This window comes from Sanguibacter antarcticus, from assembly GCF_002564005.1.
Classification (GTDB): Bacteria; Actinomycetota; Actinomycetes; order Actinomycetales; family Cellulomonadaceae; genus Sanguibacter; species Sanguibacter antarcticus.
The window spans coordinates 1,637,179-1,663,958 of record NZ_PDJG01000001.1 but is presented as its reverse complement, the minus strand read 5'-3'; the positions used below and the strand labels follow the sequence as shown (position 1 = coordinate 1,663,958).

The window sequence follows — 26,780 nt, the reverse complement described above, 5'->3', positions numbered from 1 at the left end:
CACTGGGTGGTGCGTCATGCGTCGCGACGGGACTTCGTGCCTCGACGCTCGGAGGGCTCGGTCTCTGGGCTGTGCTGCTCGGCCCGCTCACGGGCCACGCGGTCGCGCTCGATGCGTTCCTCGAGCTCGGCCATGCGTACCTGATGGTGGACGAGCAGATCGAGATACCCGGCGTTCATGTCGATCATGGTGGTCTTTCGTGACGTTCGAACCAGACGGGCAGAGGCGTCGACCCCGCTGCCCTGGACGTCACCGCGGTGTGGCACCAGCCAACCACGGCACGTGTCCGGGATGCACTGCTTTTTCCCCTTGGTGCGGCCTCCGGCCCGGCGGCCTGAGGGAGCAAGCGGCCGGCGCTGGTTGCGGTCCGCACACCCGCAGGTAGCCTCGGACGATGACTTCTGAGCGCCTCGCGCGAGCTCCGCGCCCCCGTGTTCTCGGAGTCTCGGTCTCCCCGGTCCTTGTCGCGGTCGCGCCGGGGATCCTTCTTGTCGCGATCGGTGTCGGAGGGTTTCTCGGGGTGTTCGACGCCGTCCGTGAGCAGGACGACCTGGCGCTCCTCGACGAGCCGGTGCTCGTGTGGCTCTCCGACCGGCGGACGGGTCTCTCGACGAGCCTGCTCACCGCGGTGACGAACGCGTTCGGGCCTGTGGTGCTCCCGATCATCGTGGCGCTGGGGTGCCTGGTCTGGGTACTGATCGCGAAGAGGTGGCGCGATCCTGGGCTCCTCGTGGGCGCCATGCTCCTGTCGACGGGCATCTCTGTCCTCATCAAGGCTGCCGTCGCACGGCCGCGCCCCGACGACGAGCTCATGACGGTGCCAGGAGTCGAGTCGTCGTTCTCGTTCCCGTCCGGCCACACGATCGGCGCCGCGACGTTGGTGCTCGTCAGCGGGTACCTCATCTGGTCGCGTCATCGCACGGGGCGGCGCTTCGTGCTCTGGGCGCTGGCGAGCGTGGTGGTCGTCGCGATGGTCGCGGTGAGCCGGCTGTACCTCGGCTACCACTTCGTCACCGATGTCCTCGCTGCCGTGAGCCTCGCTCTCGCGGTCCTCGGTGTCGTGGTGGCCGTGCACCGGTGGCTACGCGTCGCGGGCGTCGAGGAGACTGTCGATACCTCGTCAGCTGCGCCCGCCGAGCGTCGCTAGCGCACCACCTCGACGAGCATCGCGACGCCCATCCCGCCGCCGATCGCTGCCGTCGCGAGCCCGAGCGTCCCGGCCGGCGCTCCGCCGCGGACGAGACGCGTGAAGAGGCGCACGACGCTCACCGCCGCGCTCGCACCCCACGGATGACCGAGCGCGAGAGCGCCGCCGTCGGGGCAGATTCGCGCGGAGTCCGTGCCGAGGGCGTCGAGGCCGAGCGCGTCGGTGACCGCGAGGACCTGGGCGGCGAAGGCCTCGACGATCTCCACGACGGCGACGTCGTCGAGGCGGACACCGGCGCGGGCGAGGACCGCTCGTACCGCGGGGACCGGGCCCCACCCGGGGAGGGACGGGTCGCACCCGACGACCGCGCCGGCGACGATGCGGAGCCCTGCGGTGTCGCCGCGCAGCCGCTCGGGAACGAGTGCGAGCGCTGCGGAACCGTCGCTGATCGGGCTCGACGACGCGGCCGTCACCGTGCCGCCCGGCGTGAAAGCGGGTCGTAGGCGGGCGAGCAGGGCAGGGTCGAGGCAGCGGGCGTGCTCGTCGCGGTCGAGGGAACCGATGCGCACGGTCTCCGTGGCGAAGGTGCCGGCGGACTGCGCCGCGACGACGCGGGCATGGCTGCGTTCCGCGTAGTCGTCCTGACGTCGGCGGCTCACGTTCCGGGCGGCGGCGAGAGCGTCCGCGGCCGGCCCCATCCCGGGGTCCGGAAAGCCAGCGGGGGCAAAGGCTGCCTGTGTCGTGCTGGAGGACGTCGACGCGCTCTCGACGCCCCCTGCGAGCACCAGGTCAGCCTCCCCGGCACGCACGGTGCTCGCGGCCAGGAGCACTGCAGCGAGGCCGCTGCCGCACTGCCGGTCGATGGTCACCCCGGGCACGTCGACCCCGAGCCCAGCAGCGAGCGCCGAGATCCGAGCGATGTTTCCGCGCGGGCCGGTGCAGCTCCCGAGCACGACGTCCGTGGGTCGGGCACCGACGCCGTGGGCGCGGACGTCGGCGAGAACGGCGGCCAGGACGGGTGCCGCGAGCTCGGGGGCGAGCAGGTCGTGGTGCCCTCGACCCACGGTGCCGACGTGGCTGCGGCGTGCGGCAACCACGACGGGCGCGTCCGGCGAGCTCGCGATCATGGTGGGGGAGACGAGGACGCGCCTAGAGAGCCGTGAGGATCCGCGGGCCGTCCTTCGTGATCGCGATCGTGTGCTCCCAGTGGGCGGCGCGAGCGCCGCGCGACGAGCGCAAGGTCCATCCGTCGTCGTCGTGACGGTAGTCGCTGCGGCCGTCGGCGATGAACATGGGCTCGATCGCGATGACCATCCCGGGTGCGAGCCGCATCCCCTTGCCACGGCGGCCCTCGTTGGGGACGAACGGGTCCATGTGCATCTCGGTGCCGATGCCGTGGCCACCGTGGTCTTCGAGGTTGCCGAGGCGCGCCTTCTTCGCGACCTTCTGCACCGCGTACCCGATGTCGCCGATCGTGTTGCCGACCTGCGCCGCGGCGATCCCTGCGTCGAGGGCGGCCTTCGTCGTGTCGACGAGGTCTTGGTCGCCCGGTCGGGGAGTCCCGACGATGAAGCTGCGTGCAGAGTCGCCGCACCAGCCGTCGAGGACAGCCCCGAAGTCGATGCTCACGAGGTCGCCGTCAGCGAGCGCGTAGTCGGTCGGGATGCCGTGGACGATGACGTCGTTCACGGAGGCGCAGATGGAACCCGGGAACGGGGTGGGAGCCCAGTCCGGGTGGTAGTTGAGGAACGGTGACGTGGCACCGGCGTCGGCGAGGACGCCCGCGCCGACGGCGTCGATCTCCTTGAGGGTCACCCCCACGGCCGACGCGTCCTGCATCGCCTGGAGCGCGCGGGCGACGACGCGACCTGTCTCGCGCATCTTCTCGATCTGTTCGGGGCTCTTCATCTCGATCACCGCACGAGCCTAGCGCTGCGGGCCGTCCCGCAGGCGCTGGTACCCCGCGAGGCCCTCGGCGACGGCTGCACGGGCGATCTTGCCCCCGCTCGTGCGGGGGAGCGACGGGGCGACGAACCAGCGGCGGGGCCGTTGGGCGGCGGAGAGGGTGCCCTGAGCGAGGCGCTCGAGCCGTGCGAGCAGGCGCGCGTCGTCCTCGTCGTCTTCGCGCGTGCCTGCGAGGACGACGACGGCTGTCACCACCTGCCCCCATCGCGGGTGCGCGGTGCCGAGCACGGCCACCTCGGCCATGCCGAGGTCCGTGGCGAGGACGGTCTCGACGTCCTCGGGCAGGACCGTCGCGGCGCCCACCGCGATCGCGCCGGTGCCGCGGCCCCGCAGGACGAGCGGCCCGTCGGTGGTGCACGGCTCGGCGAGGTCTCCGACCGTCGCCCAGGCGTCGGACCGGCGGAGCGGCCCCTTCTCCCCGGCGAGGTAGCCGGACGCGAGCCACGGCGACCGCACCCAGACGACCCCGTGGTCCTGGTCGCCCTCTCCGCGGACGTCGATCTCCACCCCGGGAAAGGGGCGAAGACCTGTGCCGTCGGTGTCCACCGCGACGAAGGACAGCTCGGCCGCGCCGTAGTAGGCCACGACGTGCAGGCCTGTCTCCTCGGCGCGTCGCCGGACCGCGGGTGCGAGCCCGGCGCCGCCGACGAGGGCGGTCCGGCTGGTCGGGATGCCGTCACCGTCGAGGGCGTCCAGAGCGTCGAGTGCCGTCTCGAGCTGGGCTGGCGTCACGTGGAGCACGTCGCTCGCGAGGGCACCCGGTCCCAGGTCGCTGGGGGCCGGTGCAGGCCGCAGGGTCGCACCGACGCTCAGCGCGTGGACAGCCCCGAAGCAGTAGAGAGACGTGGAGAGGTCGCCCGGCACGAGGACGGTGCTCCCTGCGGTGGTGCGGCTGAGGGCGGTCACGGCCGCGAACGATCCGGTCCAGGAGCCACGTGAGCGCACGACCGCGCGCGGCCGGCCGGTGCTGCCCGAGGTGAAGCCGGCCCACGTGAGGTCGTCGGGCCGAGGAGCCGGCGTCAGGCCAGCGGACCGAGGAGACGGCACGGGCCCCTGCGCGGGCAGTCGCGAGCCGGTCTGGGCGCAGAGGACGGAGACAGACACCCGCCGGTCGGGCTGCACGCTCCCCAGCACCTCCTCGCGGTGGTGGTCGCCCCAGCCCACGTCGCACACGAGCGGGACCGCGCCCAGCAGGTCCGTGGCCAGCAGGACGACGAGCGTCTGCACCCAGCGTTCCGAGCGCGATTCCGAGGCGCGGGTCAGGTCCTGCCGAGCCGGCACAGCAAGACCCACGGCGATGCTGACGACGTCACCGGCACCCACCGGACCACCCGTGACACCAGGCCCGCCCGACGCGAGACAGGCCGCGGCGCTCCCGACGCGGCGCGCGAGTTCCGCATAGGTGACGTCGGCGACCGCAGGCGAGCCGAGAGCGAGCGCCACGCGACCTGGCGCTGTGCGGGCGTGCGCGAGCACCTCCCGGGCGACCGGCACGTCACACCGTCCCGCGGACCGCATCCACCCCGCGGTTGGCCAGCTCGTCCGCCTTCTCGTTGCCGACGTCCCCAGAGTGGCCCTTGACCCACGTCCAGGTGATCGTGTGGCGAGCGACCTCCTCGTCGAGCGCCTTCCACAGGTCCATGTTCTTCACCGGCTTCTTGCCCCCGGTGCGCCACCCGTTGCGCTTCCAGCCCTCGATCCACGTCGACATGCCGTTCATCACGTACGTCGAGTCGACGTGGAGGTTGACCACGCAGGGCCGGTTGAGCGCCCGTAGCCCTTCGATGACGGCCGTCAGCTCCATCCGGTTGTTCGTCGTGACCTCCTCCCCGCCGAACAGCTCGCGCTCGCGGCCGCCGGAGCACAGCCATGCGCCCCAGCCACCTGGCCCAGGGTTGCCCTTGCAGGCTCCGTCGGTCCAGATCTCGACGACGGTCTGGTCGTTCGGCGGGGTCGCGGGGGGCGGTGTCGGCAGCGTCATGCACACCAGTCTTCCAGCCTCCCGCGTGCGCGTCCGAGCCGACGAGGCCGCCCACGGGGCGACGATTCCGCCGATGGCAGGGGCCTCGCATAAGATCTGGGGACGCCTCCGTAGCTCAGTGGATAGAGCAAGAGCCTTCTAATCTCTAGGTCGCAGGTTCGAATCCTGTCGGGGGCACCACGCCGGGTCGACTACGCAGGAGAGGGGCACGCACCCCTGCGCTGCCGTTCTCGTCGACGCACGACGGCGCGCGCGTTTGGCCTGGTTCCGGATCCACGGGAGAATTACGCCGTGACTACCACCAGCGGACCCGGAGCGCGTCAACCGAGCATCGGCCAGGGGCGCCACGGCTCTGACGCATCGGACGCCGTGGAACCGCACTTCACCGTGTTCGACATCGTCACGGATCTCCGGCGCGACATCGCTGCGCTCTCGTTCCCCCTCGACATCGAGGGAGCCGACGAGGCGCGTGCCAAGCAGGCCCGGCTCGTCGGGCAGCTCGACGATCACCTCCTGCCCCGGCTCAAAGAGCTCTCTGCACCTGCGGTCGTCGTGATCGCAGGGTCGACGGGGGCCGGGAAGTCCACCCTCCTCAACTCGCTCCTGCGGGAGGAGATCTCGCCGGCGTCCGTCATCCGGCCGACGACCCGCGAGCCCGTGGTCGTGTACAACCCGCAGGATGCCGGGATCGTCGTCGGGACCCCGCTGGTCACCTCGGTCCGTGCGGTCGTCAACACGAACGTCCCGCGTGGCATCGCGCTGCTGGACGCACCGGACCTCGACTCTGTCCTCGACGAGAACAGGCGCACGGCGCAGCGGCTCCTCGAAGGCGCGGACCTCTGGCTCTTCGTCACGACGGCCGCGCGCTACGGTGACGCGCTGCCCTGGCGCACGCTCACCGGGGCGGTCGAGCGCGGGGCGACGGTCGCGATGGTCCTCAACCGGGCCCCGTCCGCGTCTCTCAAGACAGTCCGCGGAGACCTGCTCAACCGTCTCCGTGAGCATCACATGGACAGCACCCCGCTCTTCGTCGTGCCGGACGCCGGACCGCACGAGGGGCTCTTGCCTGCTGCCTCGGTCGCACCCATCGAACGGTGGTTGCGCACGCTCGGAGGCGCCGACCGTGCACGCACGGTCATCCTCCGCACGCTGCGCGGCTCCTTGGCCGCGCTGCCGCCATGGGTGGAGGAGCTCGCAGCCCACGTCGACGCCCAGCACCTGACCAGCCAGCGCATGCTCGCCGCGGCCCAGGCGGCGCTCCCGCCGGTGGCCGCCACGATCAACCGCTCCATCGAGTCCGGCGCGCTCACCGTCGGTGCAGTCGAGTCGAGATGGTCGCACCTCGTGCGCCCTGCTCGTCTCGACAAGGCGATCACCCGGTCGGGGATCGCCCGGGGATCCGCCCGGCGCGGCCGGTCCCGCGAGGCGCTCCTCGCCGATCTCGCCGAGGCTGTCCGCAACGCAGCGACCGCTGCCCTCGCCTCGGCCATCGACGATGCCCGGCAGGCTCTGCGGTCCGCGCTCGAGACGGTTCCCGGCGGATCGGAGCTCTCCGCCGTGCACGAGGGGCCGGCGAACACCGACGCTCTGGTGACGGCCGAGGTCGACGCCTGGGTCGACTCCGTCCGTGCGCGGACCGCCGCGATCGACGAGGCCGCGTCCAAGCAGGACGCCGCGGCCGTCCGAGCCTTCGGGCGCGGCGGGCTCACAGCGCTGCTCCTCGCGGGCGCTGTCGGGCACGAGGCCGCCGAGGCCTTGTTCGTCCGGCTCACCGGCAACGCGGGGCGCGAGCTCGTCCCGGTCGTCACCGCAGACCTTGCCGACCGCGCCGCTATTCTGGTGAGCAGGGAGATCGAACCTGTCGTCGCTGCGCTCGGGGTGCCTGCTCTGGCGGACGACGCAGCCGTGGGACCCAACGTGCGGCTCGCGGAGCTCGCACAGCTCACATGACCCCGCCACCTCAGGAGCAGCCCGTGACACAGCCCGACCAGCCGAGCGATCGCAGCACGCGACGCACCAGGGCGACGACGTCGGACGGCGAGCGCTACACCGCCCACGTCGCCAACCTGCGTCACGCGCTCGAGGTCGCCGGTGACCGGTTGGACCCGTCGGTGGCCGCGCACGCGCGCTCCGTCCTGGCCGGGGCTGACGAGCGCCTCGCGCTCGGTGTCGACCACACGATCATCGCTCTCGCCGGCGGCACAGGGTCGGGGAAGTCGAGCACCTTCAACGCGATCTCGCGCCTGAGCTTCGCCGACGTCGGCGTCCGCCGCCCGACGACCGCACGGGTGACGGCGTGCGCCTGGAGCCAGAGCGCGACCGCGCTGCTCGACTGGCTCGCGGTGGACTCTGAGCGTCGGATCAACCGGGGCAGCGAGCTCGACGGTGACGCAGAGCTCGGCCTCGACGGCCTCATCCTTCTCGACCTTCCTGACCACGACTCGATCGAGCCCGCGCACCGCGAGATCGTCGACCGCATCCTGCCGCTCGTCGACCTCCTCATCTGGGTCGTCGACCCGCAGAAGTACGCCGACGAGGCGCTCCATGCCGGGTACCTGCGCAACCTCGCAGGCTCGGAGTCGTCGATGATCGTCGTGCTCAACCAGATCGACACGGTCGCGCCCGGCGGGCGGGCGTCCTTGGTCGCAGACGTCTCGCGGCTGCTCGAGGAGGACGGGCTCGTCGGTGTGGACGTGCGGACGATCTCGGCGAAGACGGGGGAGGGGATCGAGGAGCTGCGCGCGACGCTCCGCGACGCTGTCAGCAAGCGCAGCGTGGCTGCGAGCCGCCTGGCGGACGAGCTCGACCGCGAGGGCCGGAAGATCGCTGCAGAGGTGCGCCCCACCGTGCTGCAGCAGCTCTCGCCCCTCGTCCAGGGCGAGGTCGACCGCGTCGCGGTCGCGGTGGGTGTTGCCGCGGTGGTCGACGACGTCCGGGGAGTAGTCCGGTTCGGTGGCGTCCGTGAGTCCGACGCCCCCCGGTTCCGGGCACCGCAGGAGTCTGCTGTCCGTGTCATCAGGAGCCGATGGATCACCAAGGTCACCGACACGATGCGCCCGACCTGGGCGCAGTCCGTCGACACCGCGGTCCCGACCTACAGCGAGCTGTCGGAACGGATCGTCGCGGCGCTCTCCGCGGTGACCATCGACACGACCGGTTCGGTCGGCGGACGACGTGCGCGGACGATCGGCTGGTCGTTCGCCGGTCTGGCGGTCGTCTCCGGCATCTTCTCGCTCCTCCTGACGATCGGGGTCCTCGACCTCGGGACGGTCTGGAAGGCTCTCGCCGGGATCCTGACGATCCTGGCGGTGCTCGGCACCGTCGTCTCCTTCGTCGTGGGGGCACGCCTGCGTGCGGCGCTCGGTGAGCAGCGGGCGGTCATCGTCCGCGACGCGGCGCTCGCCGTGCTGCGCGAGGTCGTCGAGCGAGAGTTCGTCGGTCCGGCTCAGCGGGTGCTCGACGAGCACACGGACGTCCGGGAGTCGGCTCTCTCCGCCCGAGACTCGTCGTCAACAGGGCGCGTCGCGGAGGTCTGAGCCACAGGTTGCTGGTCGGTCCTCCGGCCGTGACGCACGACCAGTGAGTCTTGCGGGACCAGGGAAGCGACCACGCCTCCCGACGCCGTAGGAGGACCCATGAGCACAGACACCAAGGTCACCGTCGCCGGCTGGGTCGGCACCCAGCCCAAGCACTTCGTGTCCGAGAACGGGATCGACTTCACGACGTTCCGGCTCGCCAGCACCAAGCGCTTCTACAACCGGGCGGAGGACCGCTGGGTCGACGGCCCGACCACGTGGTTCACCGTCAAGACCTGGCGGACCACCGCGCTCAACGTGGCGGAGTCGTTGCGCAAGTCTGACCCCGTCGTCGTGCACGGCTCGTTGTCCAGCGACGAGTGGGTCTCGCCCGAGGGCCCGCGCACCACGTTCGTCATCGAGGCAGACGCCCTCGGCCCCGACCTCTCTCGCGGTCAGGCGACCTTCCGCCACACCGTGCAGGCCCGGCCGCTGGCGGCAGGCTCCGACGCTGCCACCGCGCAGCCCGAGCCCGGTCTCGTCGGCGGCACCCAGGCTCCGGACGACGCGTCGTCCCTGCTCGCGGCCGACGACCCGTGGGCCGTCGCGACCCCCGCGCCAGAGAACGACGAGGACATGGCCGCTGTCGCGGAGCCGGTGAGCGACCCGGTGAGCGACCCGGTGAGCGACGACCGGGTGCCGAGCCTCGTCGGCTGATCGGCACCGTCGACGGACGACCGGGCGCCCGCACCAGCGGGTACCCGGTCGCCCGAGCCGGGCGGCGCGCGAACGGCGTAGGCTGGGACGTTGAGCATCCCGTCCACCGGCACCACCCAGCACACGCTGTCGGCGACCAGTGCGACGGGCCCCCTGACCCGCGCGAGGCGAACCCGCTCCAGCGCAATCGATCATGAGGCGGACAGAGAGCCAGTGGCTGAGTTCATCTACTCCATGTACAAGACGCGCAAGGCGCACGGTGAGAAGGTCATCCTCGATGACGTCACACTGAACTTCCTGCCCGGCGCCAAGATCGGCGTCGTCGGCCCGAACGGTGCCGGTAAGTCGACCATCCTGAAGATCATGGCGGGCCTCGAGCAGCCGTCGAACGGCGAAGCTCGGCTCTCGCCCGGATTCACCGTGGGCATCCTTCTCCAGGAGCCGCCGCTCAACGAGGACAAGACGGTGCTCGGCAACGTCGAAGAGGGCGTTGCCGAGATCAAGGCGAAGCTCGACCGCTTCAACGAGATCTCTGCGCTCATGGCCGAGCCCGACGCGGACTTCGACACCCTTCTCGCTGAGATGGGCAACCTCCAGGAAGCTCTCGACCACGCTGACGCCTGGGACCTCGACGCCCAGCTCGAGCAGGCGATGGACGCGCTGCGGTGCCCGCCACCGGACGCCGACGTCAAGGTGCTCTCCGGTGGAGAGCGCCGCCGCGTCGCACTGTGCAAGCTCCTGCTCCAGAAGCCCGACCTCCTGCTCCTCGACGAGCCCACCAACCACCTCGACGCCGAGTCCGTCCTGTGGCTCGAGCAGCACCTGACGTCCTACGCAGGCGCCATCCTCGCCGTCACCCACGACCGGTACTTCCTCGACCACGTCGCCGAGTGGATCTGCGAGGTCGACCGCGGACGTCTCTACCCGTACGAGGGCAACTACTCGACCTACCTCGAGAAGAAGGGCGAGCGCCTCAAGGTCCAGGGCAAGAAGGACCAGAAGCTCGCGAAGCGCCTCAGCGACGAGCTCGAGTGGGTTCGCATGAACGCCAAGGGACGTCAGACGAAGTCCAAGGCGCGCCTGGCTCGCTACGAGGAGATGGCCGCCGAGGCGGACCGTACCCGCAAGCTCGACTTCGAAGAGATCCAGATCCCGCCAGGACCGCGCATGGGAAGCCTCGTCATCGAGGCGACTGACCTCAACAAGGGGTTCGACGGTCGCACGCTCATCGACGGGCTGTCCTTCACGCTGCCGCGCAACGGCATCGTCGGCGTCATCGGCCCCAACGGCGTCGGCAAGACGACGCTCTTCAAGTCGATCGTCGGCCTCGAGTCGCTCGACGCCGGAGAGCTGAAGATCGGTGAGACGGTCTCCATCTCCTACGTCGACCAGTCACGTGGCGGGATCGACCCCAAGAAGAGCCTGTGGGAGGTCGTCTCTGACGGGAACGACTACATCAAGGTCGGCAACGTCGAGATGCCGTCCCGCGCCTACGTCGCCGCCTTCGGGTTCAAGGGACCGGACCAGCAGAAGGCCGCTGGCGTGCTCTCCGGTGGAGAGCGCAACCGGCTCAACCTGGCGCTCACCCTCAAGCAGGGCGGAAACCTCCTCCTGCTCGACGAGCCCACCAACGACCTCGACGTCGAGACCCTCGGCTCCCTGGAGAACGCGCTGCTCGAGTTCCCCGGCTGCGCTGTCGTGGTCTCTCACGACCGGTGGTTCCTCGACCGCGTCGCGACGCACATCCTCGCGTACGAGGGAACGGACGAGAACCCGGCGGCCTGGTACTGGTTCGAGGGCAACTTCGACTCCTACGAGGAGAACAAGCTGTCTCGTCTCGGAGCCGACGCTGCGCGTCCGCACCGCGTGACCCACCGCAAGCTCACACGCGGCTGAGCCGCGTCTGATGGGTAGGACCAGGCGTTCTCCGGCAGACTGCACTCATGCCGGACGCTCCTGACCTCATCGGGCTCGGCGACGACGGGACCTCCCGCGTCGCCGAGCTCGCCGTCGCGCTCGCCCAGCTGCGCAGCGCCGTCTTCGACCTCACGCTGCCGCTCGAGACCGTCGTGGCCTCGTCCGCACGGTCTGCGCGCGAGCGGATCCTCGACCAGCTCGACGACTACCTCCTGCCGCGCATCGATGCCGTCACAGCACCGCTCCTGGTGGTTGTCGGCGGCTCGACAGGCGCGGGCAAGTCGACGTTGGTCAACTCGATCCTCGGTCAGCACGTGACCACGCCCGGTGCCCTGCGCCCGACCACCCGGTCTCCGGTGCTCGCGCACCATCCGCTCGATGCTCCGTGGTTCCAGACCACACGGATCTTTCCGCACCTCGCCCGTGCGACGACCGTCGGGCCGCTCGAGGGCGACGCGCCTGCGCAGGCAGCAGGCACCGTCGGAGACCGCTCGCTCCGGCTCGTCGCCACCGACGTGCTCCCCGTCGGCCTGGCGATCCTCGACGCCCCTGACATCGACTCGGTCGTCGTGGGGAACCGTGAGCTCGCTGCCCAGCTGCTCGCTGCAGCCGACCTCTGGCTGTTCGTCACCACCGCTGCACGCTACGCCGACGCGGTCCCGTGGGACCTCCTGCGGGAAGGCGCCGCACGGCGAGCCCAGGTCGCGATCGTCGTGGACCGGGTGGACCCGGGGGCCGAGGTCGTGCGCGACCACCTGCGCGAGATGCTCGCCGAGCAAGGGCTGGGGAGCTCGCCGGTCTTCCTCGTCCCGGAGACCGCGCTCGTCGACGGCATGCTCCCTGCTCAGGTCGTCGCACCTGTCTCGCGGTGGCTCACCGAGACTGGTGGCGACGCCGCGTCACGGACCGCTGTCATCGAGGCGACCCGCGACGGAGCGATCGACGACATCGCCGGCCGGACGATGGCGCTCGCCGACGCGGCCGACGCGCAGGTGGCAGCCGATGCCCGTCTGCGCGCGATCGTCACGCAGACGTACGCGGGCTCCGCACGAGACGTCGCCGACGCGACCTCGGACGGCACCATGCTGCGGGGCGAGGTCCTCGCCCGGTGGCAAGACTTCGTCGGCACCGGTGACCTCATGCGGGCCGTCGAGGAGCGGATCGGTATGGTCCGCGACAAGATCACCGGGTTCTTCCGAGGCGGCGGCCCGGCCGAGCCGAAGGTGGCGGTCGCGATCAGCACGAACCTCGAAGCGATCATCTTCGATGCAGCAGACCGTGCGGCGGAGCGCACGTACGGTGCGTGGCGCTCAGACGGTGCCGGAGCCCCGCTCCTCGACGGGCTCGAGCTCTCCCGTGCGTCGGTCGACCTGCGCTCCACGCTCGCCGGCGAGATCCGGGCGTGGCAGTCGGACGTCCTCGCGCTCGTGAGCGAGCGAGGAGCCGACAAGCGCGGGCGCGCCCGGGTCCTTGCCGTCGGTGTGAACGGTCTCGGCGCTGCGCTCATGATCGTCGTGTTCGCCCAGACAGGCGGGCTCACCGGCGCTGAGGTCGGGATCGCCGGAGGGTCGGCGCTCTTGGCTCAACGGATCCTCGAGGGGGTGTTCGGGGACGACGCGGTCCGCTCTCTCGCCCGGGCCGCCCAGGCAGCGCTGCTCGAACGGGTCGATCGGGCCCTGGACCGTGAGGCGGCGCGGTTCGTCGCGCTGCTCGACGCGGTCGGGTCGGGAGCACCTGTCGGCCTGGAGCTCCGTGGAGCGGCGCAGGCGCTCCAAGGGGCTTCCCACCGTGAGCGGGCCGCCCGTGCCGCCGCAGCAGCGGCGCGGCCCGTCCCTGGTCCCCCAGAAGGGGACTCCGTGGACGGGGAGCAGGCCGCGGAGCCGACAGGCCCGCAGCAGGGACGGCTGCGCGGCGCCGACCTCAGGGTGCTCGACGTCCAGCAGCCGCACGGGCTCGAGAAGGAGCCCGCCCGGCGAGGACTTCTCGGCAGGCTGTGGGACCGGCGTGGTCGAGCGTGAGGCGTTTCAGCGGAGTGACGCGTCGGGGCGAGAAGCTTGCGCGCCGGACCCAGGCCCTCGAGTCCGCGCTGGAAGCGGGAGAAGGATGGTTGGATTCGGAGGTTCTCGCCCGGGGCGCGCAGGCCGCCGTGCACGCGCGCGGGCGTCTTCGCCTCTCCGTCGACCACACGGTGGTGTCCCTCGCAGGCTCGACCGGGTCGGGCAAGTCGACGATCTTCAATGCGCTGGCGGGCCGAGAGATCTCGAGCCCCGGCACGCGACGTCCGACGACGTCCCGAGCGATGGCTGCGGTGTGGGACACCCCGAGCGCCGGCGTCGTCGAGCCGCTCCTCGACTGGCTCGAGGTCGACCAGCGGACGTTCGTCGAGTCCAGCGAGGACCGAGCAGGGCTCGTGCTGCTCGACCTTCCGGACCACGACTCGGTCGTCGTGGAGCACCGGGTCCGCGCTGAGCGGATCGTCGAGCGGGCAGACCTCCTCGTGTGGGTGATGGACCCCCAGAAGTACGCGGACGCGGCTGTCCACGAACGCTACCTGCGCGGGCTCGCCGGCCACTCGGACGTCGTCGTGGTCGTGCTCAACCAGATCGACCGTCTCGCGCCGAGCGACCAGGAGCAGTGCCTGGCAGACCTCCGGCGTCTCGTGCGCCAGGACGGGCTGACGTCGGCCGTCGTCCTCGGGGTGTCGGCAGTGACCGGACAAGGGATGGGGGAGCTGCACGAGCTCGTCGCCCGTGCCGCACGCGACCGTGCTGCGGCGACCGATCGGTTGCTCGCGGACGTCCGCGCCGCGGCGAGCGACGTCCTCGCCGAGTGCGGCACGAGCCACGGTGGGGCCCACCCGCTCGAGGCGGTCCGCGCGGAGCTGCTGGAGTCCCTCGGCCGCGCTGCGCGCGCGGACGTCGTGGTCGACGCTGTGCGCGGATCGGCGCTCCTGCGCGCCCGTGCAGCGACCGGGTGGCCGGTCACCCGCTGGGTGGGTCGCTTCCGCGCCGACCCGCTCCGCCGGCTCAACCTCCACCGCCGCGAGGTGCACACGGAGCTCGCGCGCTCGTCGCTGCCTCCTGCGGACGCTGCGATGGGGGCCCGGACCCGCCGGGCGGTGCGTTCCTACGTGGACGCGGCGTCGATCGGTGCCCCCACCGGCTGGGTCCTCATGACCCGGGAACGGCTGCGTGACGACGACCTCCCGGACGCTCTCGACCAGGCGGTGGCCCGCACCGAGGTGGACGGTGGTCGTCGCCCGCGCTGGTGGGCCGTCATGTCGGTGGTCCAGTGGGTGCTGCTCGGTGTGCTGCTCGCCGGTCTGCTGTGGCTCGCCGGGCTCGCGGTGCTGGCGTACGCACAGCTGCCGGTGCCAGCGTCTCCGGAGGTGGAGGGGTTCCCGATCCCGACGCTCATGGTCGTCGGCGGTCTGCTCTCGGGGGTGTTTCTCGCACTTGTCGCACGGCTGCTCGCGCTCGTGGGCGCGAACCGTGCGGCCCGACGCGCGGCCCGTCGCCTCGGCGCGGAGATCGAGCTGGTCGCGAACGAGGCCGTCGTCGGTCCGGTGCGGACGCAACGTCGCCTGCTCGACGAGTGCCGGTCCGCAGCGGCCCTCGCGAGCAGGTAGGTCCGGCGGAACGCGGAACGCTGGTTGACTGGACCTATGACTCGTCTCTATGTCCCTGTCCGCCTGCGCTGGTCCGATCTCGACGCGTATGCGCACGTCAACAACGTCGAGATGTTCCGGCTGCTCGAGGAAGCGCGCATCACGGCGTTCTGGCGGCACCCGCTGGCGCTCGACGCGGACGTGTGGCCGACTGCGGTCATCGACTCGGGTCCTGCTGCGACGTCGCACACGCTCGTGGCTCGTCAGGAGATCGAGTACGTGCGGCCGCTGACCTTCACGCGGGAGCCGGTGCGCGTCGAGATGTGGATCGGCGCGATCGGTGCCGCGAGCCTCGACGTCTGCTATGAGGTGCACGACGACGGCGGGGTCGTCGGGCGGGTCGGCCCGGCGACCCCGGGGACGCCGTACGCACGGGCGACGACGATGATCGTCGTCACCGACGCTGTCACCGGTCGACCCCGACGTTTCGGTCCGACGGAGCGTGCCGCGTGGGAGCCGTTCGTCGAAGAGCCGGTGACGTTCCGTCGGCGGACGCCCCAGCCAGGTCAGTCCGGGACCCGGATCATGCCTTCCTGAGCGATGCTCGCCACGAGGGTCCCGTCCTGGGCGAACACCCGGGCGGCGCCGAGCCCGCGGCTGCCCTGCGCGGACGACGACGACTGCACGTAGAGCAACCACTCGTCGACGTGCACGTCCCGGTGCCACCACATCGCGTGGTCGAGGCTGGCGATGCTCAGCCCCGGCGTCTGCCAGCTGTGCCCAGCCTGACGCAGGACGGGCTCGAGCATGATCTGGTCGCAGGCGTAGGCGAGGAGCGCGCGGTGGAGGATCTGGTCGTCTGGCACGGGCCCGCGCGACCTCATCCACACGAGCTGGTGGTCGGTGCGCTGGGCGCCCGGCGCCAGGTAGAGGGAGCCGTCGACGTGCCGGACGTCGAACGCAGTCTGACGCGACCAGAAGTGTGCGATCGGGTGGTCGATCTTCGCGAGCACGTCGTGCGCCGACGTGACGTCCTCGGGGTCGGGGGCATCGGGCATCTGCGAGGTGTGCTCGATCCCGTCCTGGTCTTCCTGGAACGAGGCGATCATCGACAAGATCGCCTTCCCGCCCTGATACGCGTGGGTGCGGCGTGCACTGAACGACCGGCCGTCCCGGAGCCGCTCGACGGCGAGGTCTACCGGCTGGTGGATGTCACCGGCGCGCAAGAAGTAGCCGTGCATCGAGTGGGGGAGCCGTCCGGCAGGCACCGTGGCACCGGCCGCCAGGAGGGACTGCGCGAGCACCTGACCGCCGTAGACGCGGCCGTGGAGCTGAGGCAGGCTCGCACCGGAATACACGTCCTCGCCCGTCTCTGCGCCGTGGTACTCCAGGCGCAGCACCTCGAGCAGGTAGCCGAGCGGGTCGCGCTCGATGTCGGCGAGGTCCGGGGCTGGTCGGGGGTGTGCAGGGCCCGGCAGGCGGGGGGTGGTGTCGGACACGGTGCTCCTACTCGTCGAACGTGTTGATGAGGGAATGGGCTGCGCGCTCGAGGTAGTCCCACAGCGTCGCCTCGTGGAGCGGGGCGAGCCCCAGGCCGTCGACTGCTGCGCGCATGTGGGTGAGCCACCGGTCGCGCGCCTCCGGGTTCACCTTGTACGGGGCGTGGCGCATGCGCAGACGCGGGTGGCCGCGTTGCTGGGAGTACGTCGTGGGCCCGCCCCAGTACTGCTCGAGAAAGAGCGTCAGGCGCACCTTCGCGGGGCCCAGGTCGTCTTCGGGATACATCTCGCGCAGAGCGTCGTCGTGCGCGACACCCGCATAGAAGAGGTCGACGAGCCGGACGAAGGTCTCGTGCCCGCCGACGAGGTCGTAGAACGGGTCGCGGGCGTCGGGGGTCGGTTCGGTCACAGGTCCACTATCCCAAAGAACGGTGCTTGTCCGGTCCCAGCGGTGCGGTGCTCTCTCTCACAACGAGGTTCGTCGCGAGGTCGATCCGCGTGCTGGCAGGGCTCTCGCCCCGGGCAAGCTGCAGGACGAGCCGCGTCGCGTGGTCGGCCATCTCGGCCAAGGGCTGCCGGACGGTGGTGAGCGGGGGACCGATCCACTGGGTGACAGGCAGGTCGTCGTACCCGACCACGGACAGGTCTTGGGGGATCCGCAGACCCATCTCCGCTGCGGCGCGGTACAGGCCGAGGGCCTGGAGGTCGCTCCCGGCGAAGACGGCGGTCGGGCGGTCGGGGAGCCGGAGCAGCGCGAGACCTTCGCGGTATCCAGCCTCGACCTTGAAGTCGCCGTGGCGCACGAGCTCAGGGGACGGCGTGATCCCGACGTCCTCCAGGGCTGCGCGGTAGCCGTCCGTGCGGGCGCGGCTGCACCAGGCTCGCACCGGACCGCTGATCATGGCGATCCGGCGGTGCCCGAGGTCGAGCAGGTGCCGTGTGGCGGCGAGACCTCCGCTCCAGTTGGTCGCTCCGATCGCGGGGACCTCGTGCGACGGCTCGCCCACCGGGTCGACGACGACGCTGGGGATGCTGCGTGCCTCGAGCTGGCGCCGCTGAGGGTGATCGAGGTCGGAGAAGACGAGCACGACTCCGAGCGGGCGGCGGGCGAGCGCGCTGTCGAGCCACTCTTGGCGCGGGTTGGCAGCGCCGCCGCACTCGGCGAGCACGACGCTCACGCCTTCTTCGCGGGCGGCCTTCTCGACGCCGCGGATGATCTCCATGTCCCATGCGCTGCCGAGCTCGTGGAAGACGAGGTCGATCATCTGGGCGCGAGGCGGCGGCGAGCTTCGGCGACGACGGTAGTGGTGCTCGTCGATGAGAGCCTCGACCCGCGCACGGGTCGCAGGGGCGACGTCCGCACGACCGTTGAGCACCTTGGAGACGGTCGGAACAGAGACGCCCGCTGCTTCAGCGATCGTCGCGATCGTCACGGCTGCTGGTCCCATGCGTCCTCGCTCGTGTCGTTGTTCTCGGCCTGGGGCTTGCGTGGATGGTACGCCCGACGGGCGAGCAGGGCCCGTCCCCGCTGGACGGAGCGGGTGAACTTCCTGTGCGAGATCGTCGGTGGGTGCGGGGGAGATGGCGTCGTTCGACGACGTCGCGATGAGCCCGGGAGGTCGTCGGCAGGCCGCGGCCTGGTCGCCTGACCAGAGTAGCCTGGCGGTAGCGTGCAGAGCCATCACCTGCAGTGATGCACGCTCCTGTGCTGAGGTTCCGCTGGCCGGCGGGAGGACAGGTCTGGTGCCGGACCGTCGGACGGTCTGCGTGTGAGGTGCTGTCGAGGTGTGGTCGAACCTGCCGATCATGGCCCGCGCCGCGCGACGTCGTCGCGAGCGTCGCGAGCGTGTCAGACGTCACAGGAGGATGATTGAAGGTGACACGGCCGGGCAGGGGGCGGCCGTGTCGGAGGTCGGAAGCCAGGGTCTGCGAGAGAGTGCAGCCCGGCACGGTGGGGCAGACGCACCACCGTCGTGGCACCTGTGGTGCACGCGGTGGTGCGTCTCGCCGCGACCAGCGCCGGAGCCGTCTACTCTTGAATGCCAGTCACCGATCGACGATCATCAAGTTTCAGGAGCCCCATCCATGAGCAAGGCCCAGCAGATCCTCGCGGCCCTCGGCGGTCAGGTCAACGTCGTCGACCTCGAGCCGTGCATCACCCGCCTGCGCGTCGAGGTGACGGACCCTGACCTCGTCGACGAGACGGGTCTCAAGGCGACCGGCGCGTTCGGGGTCGTCCGGTCGGGTCGCGTCGTGCAGGTCATCGTCGGCCCCGAGGCCGACGCGCTCGCTGCGGAGATCGACGCCCTGCGCTGAGCTCCTCTCGGAGCTGACGTCCGGACACCGCGGACGTCCGTCGCTGACTCGGCCGCGGACGTCCCGGCTCAGCGCGGCCGCACTCAGCGCGGCCGCACCCAGCCTGGTGGCGCTCAGTGCCGTTGCACGTCCGTCGCTTCCTCGACCGGCGTGGGAGTGGCTCCGACGCTGCCGTCCACCTGGCTCGCCACCGGAACCGCAGTTCCGGACGATCCGGAGGATCCGGAGGAGGAGGGCTGCGTAGCGGTGGTCTCCGCAGACTCACGCTTGTTGATGAGGACGGTCTGCTGGCTCGCCGCCAGCGAGACCCCCGCAGCCTCGAGCTCCTCCCGGACGGCTTCTCGCAGGGCACGTGCCACGCTCCACTGCATCGCGGGGTCTGTCTTCGCACGGACCTTCATGAGCACGGACTCGGCGGTGAGCGCCTCGATCCCGATCACCTCGGGGTCCTCTTGCAGGTATGTGCCGATGACGGGGTCGTTCTTGACGGTCTCCCCGGCACGCTCGAGGAGCCGGCGCACCTCGCCGATATTCGTGTCGAAGCGCAGATGCACGTCGACGACCGCGCGGGCCCACCCCTGCGTCCGGTTGCCGACGCTGGTGATCTCACCGTTGCGGATGTACCAGAGCGTGCCGTCGATGTCTCGCACCTTCGTCACCCGCAGCGCCACCGCCTCGATCGTCCCGGAGACGGCGCCGAACGTCACGGTGTCCCCGACGCCGTACTGGTCTTCGAGGAGCATGAAGGTCCCCGAGAGAAAGTCCTTGACGAGGCTCTGCGCGCCGAATCCTAGGGCGACGCCCACCACACCAGCCGACGCCACGAGCGGCATGATGTTGACGCCGATGTCGGAGAGCATCATGAGCACGACGATCGCGCCGACGACGAGCGTCGTCGTCGATCGCAGGACCGAACCGATCGTCCGAGCACGCTGCATCCGGCGGGCAGCGACGACCGGGCTCGGCCGCAAGAACGCCGGTCCGAGATCCGCTGCTCCCAGCTCGCGCAGCCCTCGCCTGTTCATGAGCGTGCCGTCCGCGATGTGGTCGCTGACGGTCTTGATCAGCCTGCGCAGGACGAACAGCACGACGAGACCGACCGTGAGCGTGAGGAGGAGCCGGAGCGGGGTTCCGACGAACCACTCGAGCCACGAGTCGACGCTCCCGGGGTCGAAGGGCGCGGGAGGGTCGTCGGAGATGATCATGGCCGAAGACTACCGATCTGTCGCTTCTCGACACATATCCGTCCAAGCTCGTCGGACGTATCTGGTGCTCTATGCCTCGTACTCTGGCAGGATTCACACGTGGCCCCCGTCGAACATCCTGTTCCTTCCCCTGCTCTCGTCGATCTTGCTCGCGCGCACGGGATCTCTCCCGACCACTGGGGATTCCACGGTGAGAAACAAGACGTCGCGGCTCACACACTCGTCGCGGTCCTCCGTGCCATGGGGGTCGACGCGACGACGCCAGAACGGGTCGACGTCGCGCTGGCGAGCGCAGCGGACGCCCAGTGGCGGCGGATGCTGCCGCCGACGGTCGTCGTGCGCCGTGGTCGCTCCGTCGAGCTGCCCGTCTATGTGACAGACGGCGTCCCCGTCGAGGTGTGGATTGAGCTCGAGTCGCAGCGAGGCGCCTACGAGCTCTCCCAGCTCGACGTCTACACGGAGCCGAGGGTCGTCGACGGTCGGTCGATCGGCCGTGCCGTCTTCGAGATCCCTGCCGACCTGCCGCTCGGATGGCACGAGATCCGTGCGCGGACGCCCGACGGGCAGACCCGCACGACGCTCGCTGTCACACCGGACCGCCTCGAGCTCCCTGCGTCGTTCAAGGAGTTCCGTGCCTGGGGCCTCATGGCCCAGCTGTACTCGGTCCGCTCCCGCCAGTCGTGGGGGGTCGGTGACTTCGCTGACCTCGCTGACCTCGGATGGCTCGCCGGACGCTCGCTCGGAGCGGACTTCCTGCTCATCAACCCGGTCGCAGCAGCCGAGCCGTCGACGCCGATGACGCCGTCCCCGTACCTGCCCTCGAGCAGGCGCTTCATCAACCCGCTGTACCTGCGGGTCGAAGACATCCGGGAGACGGCCTACCTCTCTGCCGCCGACCGGTCGCTCATCGAGTGGTCGGCCGACGGGGTGCGTGAGATGAGCACCGACCCCGGTCCCATCGACAGGGACTCCGCATGGGACGCGAAGAAGGCCGCCCTGCGTGTGATCTTCGAGGCGCCCCGGTCCGCTGCGCGCGAGACGGCGCTCTCGGAGTTCCGAGCGTCCCAGGGGCCCGGCCTCGAGGACTTCGCAGCCTGGTGCGCCTTCTCAGACCACTTCGCCGGCCAGGAGTGGCCGAGCGAGCTCCACGATCCGACGAGCGAGGCGACCGGCGCGCTGCGTGTCGAGCTGTCCGCGGAGATCGACTTCTACTGCTGGTTGCAGTGGGTGGCCGACCTCCAGCTCGAGCAGGCCCAGCGTGCCGCGCTCGAGGGCGGGATGACCATCGGCATCATGCACGACCTCGCCGTGGGTGTGCACCCGGAGGGAGCGGACGCCTGGGCGCTCGGCACCGTCTTGGCGAAGGGCATCGGTGTCGGTGCACCTCCGGACATGTACAATCAGCAGGGACAGAACTGGTCGCAGCCGCCGTGGCACCCCGAAGAGCTGGCCCGCACCGGGTACGCGGCGTACCGCGACCTCCTGCGGACGATCTTCCGCCATGCAGGCGCGCTGCGGATCGATCACGTGATCGGCCTCTTCCGCCTGTGGTGGATCCCAGAGGGCAATCCCGCCGACCAGGGTGCGTACGTGCGCTACGACCACGACGCGCTCATCGGGATCTTGTGCCTGGAGGCACAGCGTGCTGGCGCCATGGTCATCGGTGAGGACCTCGGTCTCTTCGAGCCGTGGGTGCGGGGCTACCTCGCGGAGCGCGGGATCCTCGGGACGTCCGTCTTGTGGTTCGAGAAGGAGGCAGGCGATCGTCCGATGCGGCCTGAGGGTTTCAGGCCTCTCGCACTGACGACGGTGACCACGCACGACCTTCCACCGACGGCCGGGTACCTCGCGGGAGAGCACGTCGAGATCCGTGAGCGGCTGGGCCTCCTCACGGAGCCGTTGCAGCTCGTGCGTCAGCAAGCACGCCAGGAGCGCGACCAGATGATCCTGGCGCTCGCTGCGCGGGGGCTCGTCGACGACGATCCGTCCGAGCGTGAGCTCGTCGAGGCGCTCCACCGGTACGTCAAGGCGACACCGGCGCTCCTGCTCGGTGTCTCGCTCGCTGATGCGGTCGGTGAGCGCCGGGCGCAGAACCAGCCGGGCACGGACCAGGAGTACCCGAACTGGAAGGTCCCGCTGGGGGACCCGTCCGGCAACCCTGTGCTGCTCGAGGACCTTCTCGACAACGCTCGGCTCCGGTCGCTCGCCGCAGTCATGAACGAGTAGGCCTCTCCCGGACACGACCTGGACACCACGACGGCCCGCTGGCCCGGTTCTTCAGAACCGGACCAGCGGGCCGTCGTGTCAGGCGCTCCGGCTCAGGCGCGCGCGTCGACCGCCTGTGCGGCGAGCGCTCGCTCGACCCCGGCAAGGCTCTCGATGACGAGCCGGCGCAGCGCGGGTGCCGCGTCCGGGTGGGTGTCGAGCCAGCCCTGCGTCGCAGAACGGAGCGACTCGTCGGCGAGGGGCGCCGGGAAGAGGCCCTCGACGAGGGTCTCGGCGATGGAGTAGCTCCGCTCCTCCCACAGTCGCTCGATCGCGTCGAAGTACAGCTCGACGAACGGTGCGAGGACCGTCGGGTCGCTCACGTGGAGGAACCCGAGCGTCGTCGCCCGGACGATCGCGTTCGGCGCCGTGTCGCTGAGGACCAGCGAGTCGAACGCGGCCCGCTTGGCCTCTGGCGTCGGCAGCGTGGCGGTCGCCCGCGCAGCAGCCTGCTGGCCGCTCGCCGTGCTGTCGGCAGCGAGGGCTGCATCGATGTCGGCCTGCGTGGCGCGCCCTCCACCGACGAGCCCGTCGAGGAGCTCCCACCGCAGGTCGGTGTCGATGACGAGCCCGTCGAGCTCGATCGTGCCGTCGACGAGCGACTGCAGGGCGTCGAGGTGGACGTCCGTGCTGGCGATGCTCGCGAAGTACTTGACGAGCTGGAACTGGGCGTCGGAACCGGCGACGGCCTCGAGGGCGAGCGCCCAGAGGGTGTCGCCGACGGTCGCCACCGTCGCGGCGCGCGCCGACGGGGCGACGTAGCTGCGTGCAGCGAGCGCGAGCTGAGCGAGGGTCGTCCGGATCGTGGTCGACTCGCTCTCGGTCGCGATGTTCCCGAGGACGAGGCGGACGTAGAGGCTCGCAGGCGTCTCGCCGTCGCGCGTCGCGTCCCAGGCGGAACCCCAGACGAGAGCCCGTGCGAGCGGGTCGGCGATGTCTGAGAGGTGCTCGGTAGCGACAGCGAGGGACGTGTCGTCGAGGCGGACCTTCGCGTAGGCGAGGTCGTCGTCGTTGAGGAGGACCATCGCGGGACGGGCGCGCCCGACGAGCGCGGGGACGTCCGTCCGGGTGCCGTCCACGTCGAGCTCTTCGCGGTGCGTGCGGACGAGCGAGCCGGTGGCGTCGATGTCGTAGAAGCCGATCGCGAGGCGGTGCGGGCGGATCGTCGGGTAGTCCTGCGGCGCGCTCTGCAGCACGGCGAAGGTCGTGATGGTCCCGCTCTCGTCGACCTCGATCTCGGGGCGGAGCGTGTTGACGCCGGCGGTCTCGAGCCAGGCCTTCGCCCATCCGGACAGGTCGCGACCGCTCGTCGCCTCGAGCTCGACGAGGAGGTCGGAGAGCTCGGTGCTGCCGTACGCGTGCTTCGCGAAGTATCGGGCGACACCGGCCATGAACGCGTCGATACCGACCCAGGCGACGAGCTGCTTGAGGACCGACCCACCCTTGGCGTAGGTGATGCCGTCGAAGTTGACCTGGACGTCCTCGAGGTCGTTGATCGTCGCGACGATCGGGTGCGTCGACGGGAGCTGGTCCTGACGGTACGCCCAGCTCTTCTCCATGGAGGCGAACGTCGTCCACGCGTGCGTCCACTCCGTCGCCTCAGCCGTGGCGAGCGTCGAGGCCCACTCGGCGAAGGACTCGTTGAGCCACAGGTCGTTCCACCACTTCATGGTCACGAGGTCGCCGAACCACATGTGGGCGAGCTCGTGGAGGATCGTCACGACGCGTCGTTCCTTGATCGCGTCGGTGACCTTCGACCGGAAGACGTACGTCTCCGTGAACGTCACACAGCCCGCGTTCTCCATGGCGCCCGCGTTGAACTCGGGGACGAACAGCTGGTCGTACTTGTCGAACGGGTAGGCGTAGTCGAACTTCTCCTCGTAGAACGCGAAGCCCTGGCGCGTCTTGTCGAAGATGTAGTCGGCGTCGAGGAACTCCGCGAGCGATGCGCGGCAGAAGACGCCGAGGGGGACGACGCGGCCGTCGCGGCTCGTGAGCTCCGAGCGCTCGACGACGTACGGTCCGGCGACGAGCGCGGTGATGTACGACGAGATGCGCGGGGTGGGCTCGAAGGTCCACGTCGCCACGTCGGTCCCGGCGGCGACCGGCTCGGGCGTCGGCTGGTTGCTCACGACGTGCCACCGAGACGGGGCCGTCACCGTGAGCTGGAAGGTCGCCTTGAGGTCAGGCTGCTCGAACACCGCGAAGACGCGACGTGAGTCAGGAACCTCGAACTGCGTGTAGAGGTAGACCTCGCCGTCGACCGGGTCGACGAAGCGGTGGAGGCCTTCGCCGGAGTTCGTGTAGGCCGCGTCGGCGACGACGACGAGCTCGTTGTCCGCCGCGAGGTCGGTGAGCGTGATGCGGGAGTCGGCGAACACGGTGGCCGGCTCGAGGTCTCGGCCGTTGAGGCGCACGGAGTGCACCGTCGGGGCGACGAGGTCGATGAACGTCGCGGCGCCCGGTCGTGCGGTGAACCGCACGGTCGTCGTCGACGCGAAGGTGGTCGGACCGGTCGTGAGGTCGAGGGAGATCTCGTAGGACTGCGCTGCGACGATGTCGGCGCGCTCGATTGCTTCGGTGCGGGTCAGGTTCTGTCCGGGCACGGACGCCTCCTCGGTTCTGAGGGTGCTACCGGGAGAGAGGTCCCCGCTGGTGAGCGGGTGCGCCGTCGAGCACCGCGTGTGGTGGCCTGATCATGGCCGAGACCGATCATTTCACGCACTCTTGGGAATGGAGTGCCAGGTCGGTGCGTTGTCAGTCCTCGGGAGCACCCCGCACGCCCTCTGACGCTTAGGAGCACCATGACGACCTCTGCCCTCGAGAACACCGGATCCGTCGCAGACTTCTGGTTCGATCCCCTCTGCCCGTGGGCCTGGATGACGAGCCGGTGGATCGGCGAGGTCGAGCAGGTGCGCGACGTGACCGTGCGCTGGCACGTCATGAGCCTCGCGGTCCTCAACGAAGGCCGTGAGCTCGACGAGGACTACCGCAAGGCTCTCGCCGACGCGATGGGCCCGGTCCGGGTCGTCACGGCAGCACGCATCGAGCACGGCCAGGACGTCGTCAAGCCCCTCTACGACGCGATCGGCACACGCTTCCACCCGGGCGGGCGTGCTGACCGACGCGATGCCGTCGCCGAGGCGCTCGCGGAGGTCGGCCTGCCGGCCGAGCTCATCGAGCACTTCGAGAAGGACACGTACGACGCGGAGGTGCGGGCGTCCCACGCCGAAGGCATCGAGAAGGTGGGCGAGGACGTCGGTACGCCGGTCGTCGCGTTCAACGACGTCGCGTTCTTCGGTCCTGTCGTCACTCCGGCGCCCAAGGGCGAGGCTGCCGGCCTCCTCTGGGACGGCTGCCTCCTCGTCGCCGGGACCCCCGGGTTCTTCGAGCTCAAGCGCACCCGCACCCAGGGACCGGTGTTCGACTGATGGTGCACAGCGCCCCGGCGCACGACCCGGGGCGCTCCGGCGTGAGCTGGGGGACGTTCGTCCGCGAGGCGCCGGACCTTGCTGACCAGGTCCGGGAGCGGTTCGAGGCGCACAGCCAGCACGTGCTCGCCACGCTGACGATCATCGGGTCTCCCCGGGTGAGCGGTGCGAGCGTGGGCTGGTGGCGCGACGAGCTGTGGATCGCCGCGCCTCCTGGCTCGCACAAGGCTCGTGACCTGCGCGCCGATGCCCGGCTCGCCCTGCACTCCAACCCTGGAGACGGGACGGTCGGCGACGCGCGGGTCGGAGGCTTGGCTGTCGACCTCGTCGGCGGCGATGCTCGAGACGACCTCCTGGCGCACAGCGGGCTCGCCGCGTCGACGGACGTGTTCCTCGTGCGGCTGCGCACGGTGCGGTCGACGGCCCCGGTCGTCGAGCACGGGCCGCTCGAGACCTCGCGCTGGAGGTCCGGGCACGGCGCGCACGAGCACTGAGGACGGGCGCGCAGCGGCGGCTCCGCGGGCTCGGAGAGCGCTGCACCGTGTGGGCGTGGCCTCTCCGAGCATGACATGCTGAGCGCCCGGAGCGGGTGAGACGGCTCCGCACTGTCCAATCGTGAGGAGCTCGGGATGCCAGGCACGTCGCCCACCAGGTCGTCGACCGTAGAGGAGAGGCAGGGGCTCGCCCCGAGCCTCATCGCGTTCATCGTCCTCGACGTCCTGCTCGTCGTGTGGGCCATCTGGCTCGGCGCCTCGCTCGGCTCCGACGAGCCCGAGGCGTCTGAGGGAGCGACGCCGTCGTCGAGCGTGTCTGCACCGACGACGTCGGCGCCCGCGACGGAAGGTGCTGCGGAACCAGACGTGGGTGCCCAGACCGTCGCGTCCCCGAGCGGCAACATCGTCTGTGCGCTCTCGCCGAGCGAGGTCCGGTGCTCCATCGCGACGCTCGCGTCAGCGCCGGCCGAGGTCGCCGGGTGCGACGGCAGCGAGGGCTATGTCGTCACGCTGACGACGGAGGGGGTCGCTGTCCCGTGCATCAGCGACGCGGACCTGCCAGGTACTGCCGACGCGACGGTCGACGTCCTCGACTATGGCCAGAACCTCACGGTGAACAACTTCTCGTGCGACAGCACGGAGTCGGGCATGAAGTGCACGGACACGAGCACGGGCAAGGGATTCACCCTTGCCCGTGCCGGCATCTCGACGTACTGACCGT

23 protein-coding genes and 1 tRNA gene are annotated in these 26,780 nt (G+C 70.6%); 14 read left to right on the top strand and 10 right to left on the bottom strand.

Features of this window, described 5'->3' with window-relative positions; genetic code table 11:
* Positions 1-14: 14 nt before the first annotated feature.
* The gene (locus ATL42_RS16395; protein ID WP_169925361.1) at positions 15-179 is read right to left on the bottom strand and encodes a hypothetical protein; all 165 of its coding nucleotides are present in this window, start codon (positions 177-179) and stop codon (positions 15-17) included.
* Positions 180-394: 215 nt separating this feature from the next.
* On the opposite strand from ATL42_RS16395, the gene ATL42_RS07540 reads away from it, so the two are divergent.
* Positions 395-1,147, top strand: coding sequence for a phosphatase PAP2 family protein (locus tag ATL42_RS07540; protein ID WP_098454822.1), 753 nt, complete (start codon positions 395-397; stop codon positions 1,145-1,147).
* Here ATL42_RS07540 and ATL42_RS07535 read toward each other — a convergent pair.
* The 4 genes from ATL42_RS07535 to rnhA are packed head-to-tail and all read right to left on the bottom strand — an operon-like array spanning position 1,144 to position 5,093.
* On the bottom strand, positions 1,144-2,274 hold the full coding sequence (locus tag ATL42_RS07535; RefSeq protein WP_098454821.1) for a thiolase family protein: 1,131 nt from the start codon (positions 2,272-2,274) through the stop codon (positions 1,144-1,146). The genes ATL42_RS07540 and ATL42_RS07535 overlap by 4 nt on opposite strands.
* A gap of 22 nt (positions 2,275-2,296) precedes the next feature.
* Positions 2,297-3,064, bottom strand: coding sequence for a type I methionyl aminopeptidase (gene map, locus ATL42_RS07530; protein WP_098454820.1), 768 nt, complete (start codon positions 3,062-3,064; stop codon positions 2,297-2,299).
* A 9-nt stretch (positions 3,065-3,073) separates the two neighbouring features.
* Positions 3,074-4,606 carry an AMP-binding protein gene (locus tag ATL42_RS07525; protein ID WP_098456419.1) on the bottom strand — a complete coding sequence of 511 codons (1,533 nt, stop codon included), beginning with the start codon at positions 4,604-4,606 and terminating at the stop codon, positions 3,074-3,076.
* Between the two features lies 1 nt (position 4,607).
* Positions 4,608-5,093 (bottom strand): ribonuclease HI, encoded by a 486-nt coding sequence (gene rnhA / locus ATL42_RS07520; protein WP_098454819.1) that lies wholly within the window; start codon positions 5,091-5,093, stop codon positions 4,608-4,610.
* Between the two features lie 104 nt (positions 5,094-5,197).
* Between rnhA and ATL42_RS07515 the strand changes: the two genes are divergently transcribed.
* From ATL42_RS07515 to ATL42_RS07480, 8 genes are all read left to right on the top strand, one after another.
* Positions 5,198-5,273 (top strand) — tRNA-Arg (locus tag ATL42_RS07515).
* Positions 5,274-5,384: 111 nt separating this feature from the next.
* Complete coding sequence (locus ATL42_RS07510) at positions 5,385-7,043, top strand: dynamin family protein (RefSeq protein WP_143556712.1); 1,659 nt, start codon at positions 5,385-5,387, stop codon at positions 7,041-7,043.
* A 23-nt stretch (positions 7,044-7,066) separates the two neighbouring features.
* A complete protein-coding gene (locus ATL42_RS07505) occupies positions 7,067-8,629 on the top strand; it encodes a P-loop NTPase family protein (protein ID WP_098454817.1) in 1,563 nt (520 codons plus the stop codon).
* Positions 8,630-8,728: 99 nt separating this feature from the next.
* Positions 8,729-9,325, top strand: a complete 597-nt coding sequence (locus tag ATL42_RS07500) for a single-stranded DNA-binding protein (protein ID WP_098454816.1) — start codon at positions 8,729-8,731, stop codon at positions 9,323-9,325.
* Between the two features lie 213 nt (positions 9,326-9,538).
* Complete coding sequence (gene ettA, locus ATL42_RS07495) at positions 9,539-11,221, top strand: energy-dependent translational throttle protein EttA (RefSeq protein WP_098454815.1); 1,683 nt, start codon at positions 9,539-9,541, stop codon at positions 11,219-11,221.
* 47 nt (positions 11,222-11,268) lie between these two features.
* Complete coding sequence (locus tag ATL42_RS07490) at positions 11,269-13,260, top strand: GTPase domain-containing protein (RefSeq protein ID WP_098454814.1); 1,992 nt, start codon at positions 11,269-11,271, stop codon at positions 13,258-13,260.
* Entirely contained in the window at positions 13,257-14,870 is a 1,614-nt protein-coding gene (locus ATL42_RS07485; RefSeq protein ID WP_245862280.1) for a GTPase, read from the top strand. The genes ATL42_RS07490 and ATL42_RS07485 overlap by 4 nt, the downstream gene beginning before the upstream one ends.
* Before the next feature lie 36 nt (positions 14,871-14,906).
* Positions 14,907-15,446 carry an acyl-CoA thioesterase gene (locus ATL42_RS07480; RefSeq protein ID WP_098454813.1) on the top strand — a complete coding sequence of 180 codons (540 nt, stop codon included), beginning with the start codon at positions 14,907-14,909 and terminating at the stop codon, positions 15,444-15,446.
* Here ATL42_RS07480 and ATL42_RS07475 read toward each other — a convergent pair.
* The 3 genes from ATL42_RS07475 to ATL42_RS07465 are packed head-to-tail and all read right to left on the bottom strand — an operon-like array spanning position 15,416 to position 17,796.
* On the bottom strand, positions 15,416-16,327 hold the full coding sequence (locus ATL42_RS07475) for an acyl-CoA thioesterase (protein ID WP_425443211.1): 912 nt from the start codon (positions 16,325-16,327) through the stop codon (positions 15,416-15,418). The two genes, ATL42_RS07480 and ATL42_RS07475, sit on opposite strands and share 31 nt — an antisense overlap.
* 28 nt (positions 16,328-16,355) lie before the next feature.
* Positions 16,356-16,757 (bottom strand): globin, encoded by a 402-nt coding sequence (locus ATL42_RS07470; protein WP_098454812.1) that lies wholly within the window; start codon positions 16,755-16,757, stop codon positions 16,356-16,358.
* A 7-nt stretch (positions 16,758-16,764) separates the two neighbouring features.
* Entirely contained in the window at positions 16,765-17,796 is a 1,032-nt protein-coding gene (locus tag ATL42_RS07465; RefSeq protein ID WP_098454811.1) for a LacI family DNA-binding transcriptional regulator, read from the bottom strand.
* A gap of 637 nt (positions 17,797-18,433) precedes the next feature.
* Here ATL42_RS07465 and ATL42_RS07460 point away from each other — a divergent pair.
* On the top strand, positions 18,434-18,664 hold the full coding sequence (locus ATL42_RS07460; RefSeq protein ID WP_098454810.1) for a PTS sugar transporter subunit IIB: 231 nt from the start codon (positions 18,434-18,436) through the stop codon (positions 18,662-18,664).
* A 113-nt stretch (positions 18,665-18,777) separates the two neighbouring features.
* Here the strand turns inward: ATL42_RS07460 and ATL42_RS07455 are convergent, their stop codons facing one another.
* On the bottom strand, positions 18,778-19,869 hold the full coding sequence (locus ATL42_RS07455) for a mechanosensitive ion channel family protein (protein WP_098454809.1): 1,092 nt from the start codon (positions 19,867-19,869) through the stop codon (positions 18,778-18,780).
* Positions 19,870-19,968: 99 nt separating this feature from the next.
* Between ATL42_RS07455 and malQ the strand changes: the two genes are divergently transcribed.
* The gene (gene malQ / locus ATL42_RS07450) at positions 19,969-22,095 is read left to right on the top strand and encodes a 4-alpha-glucanotransferase (RefSeq protein ID WP_098454808.1); all 2,127 of its coding nucleotides are present in this window, start codon (positions 19,969-19,971) and stop codon (positions 22,093-22,095) included.
* A gap of 92 nt (positions 22,096-22,187) precedes the next feature.
* On the opposite strand, the gene pepN is transcribed toward malQ, so the two are convergent.
* Entirely contained in the window at positions 22,188-24,740 is a 2,553-nt protein-coding gene (gene pepN / locus ATL42_RS07445) for an aminopeptidase N (protein ID WP_098454807.1), read from the bottom strand.
* A gap of 198 nt (positions 24,741-24,938) precedes the next feature.
* Here pepN and ATL42_RS07440 point away from each other — a divergent pair, with 198 nt between their 5' ends.
* From ATL42_RS07440 to ATL42_RS07430, 3 genes are all read left to right on the top strand, one after another.
* Positions 24,939-25,565 (top strand): mycothiol-dependent nitroreductase Rv2466c family protein, encoded by a 627-nt coding sequence (locus tag ATL42_RS07440; protein WP_098454806.1) that lies wholly within the window; start codon positions 24,939-24,941, stop codon positions 25,563-25,565.
* A complete protein-coding gene (locus ATL42_RS07435) occupies positions 25,565-26,059 on the top strand; it encodes a pyridoxamine 5'-phosphate oxidase family protein (protein ID WP_098454805.1) in 495 nt (164 codons plus the stop codon). The genes ATL42_RS07440 and ATL42_RS07435 overlap by 1 nt, the downstream gene beginning before the upstream one ends.
* Before the next feature lie 135 nt (positions 26,060-26,194).
* Positions 26,195-26,776 (top strand): hypothetical protein, encoded by a 582-nt coding sequence (locus tag ATL42_RS07430; RefSeq protein WP_098454804.1) that lies wholly within the window; start codon positions 26,195-26,197, stop codon positions 26,774-26,776.
* Positions 26,777-26,780 lie beyond the last annotated feature (4 nt).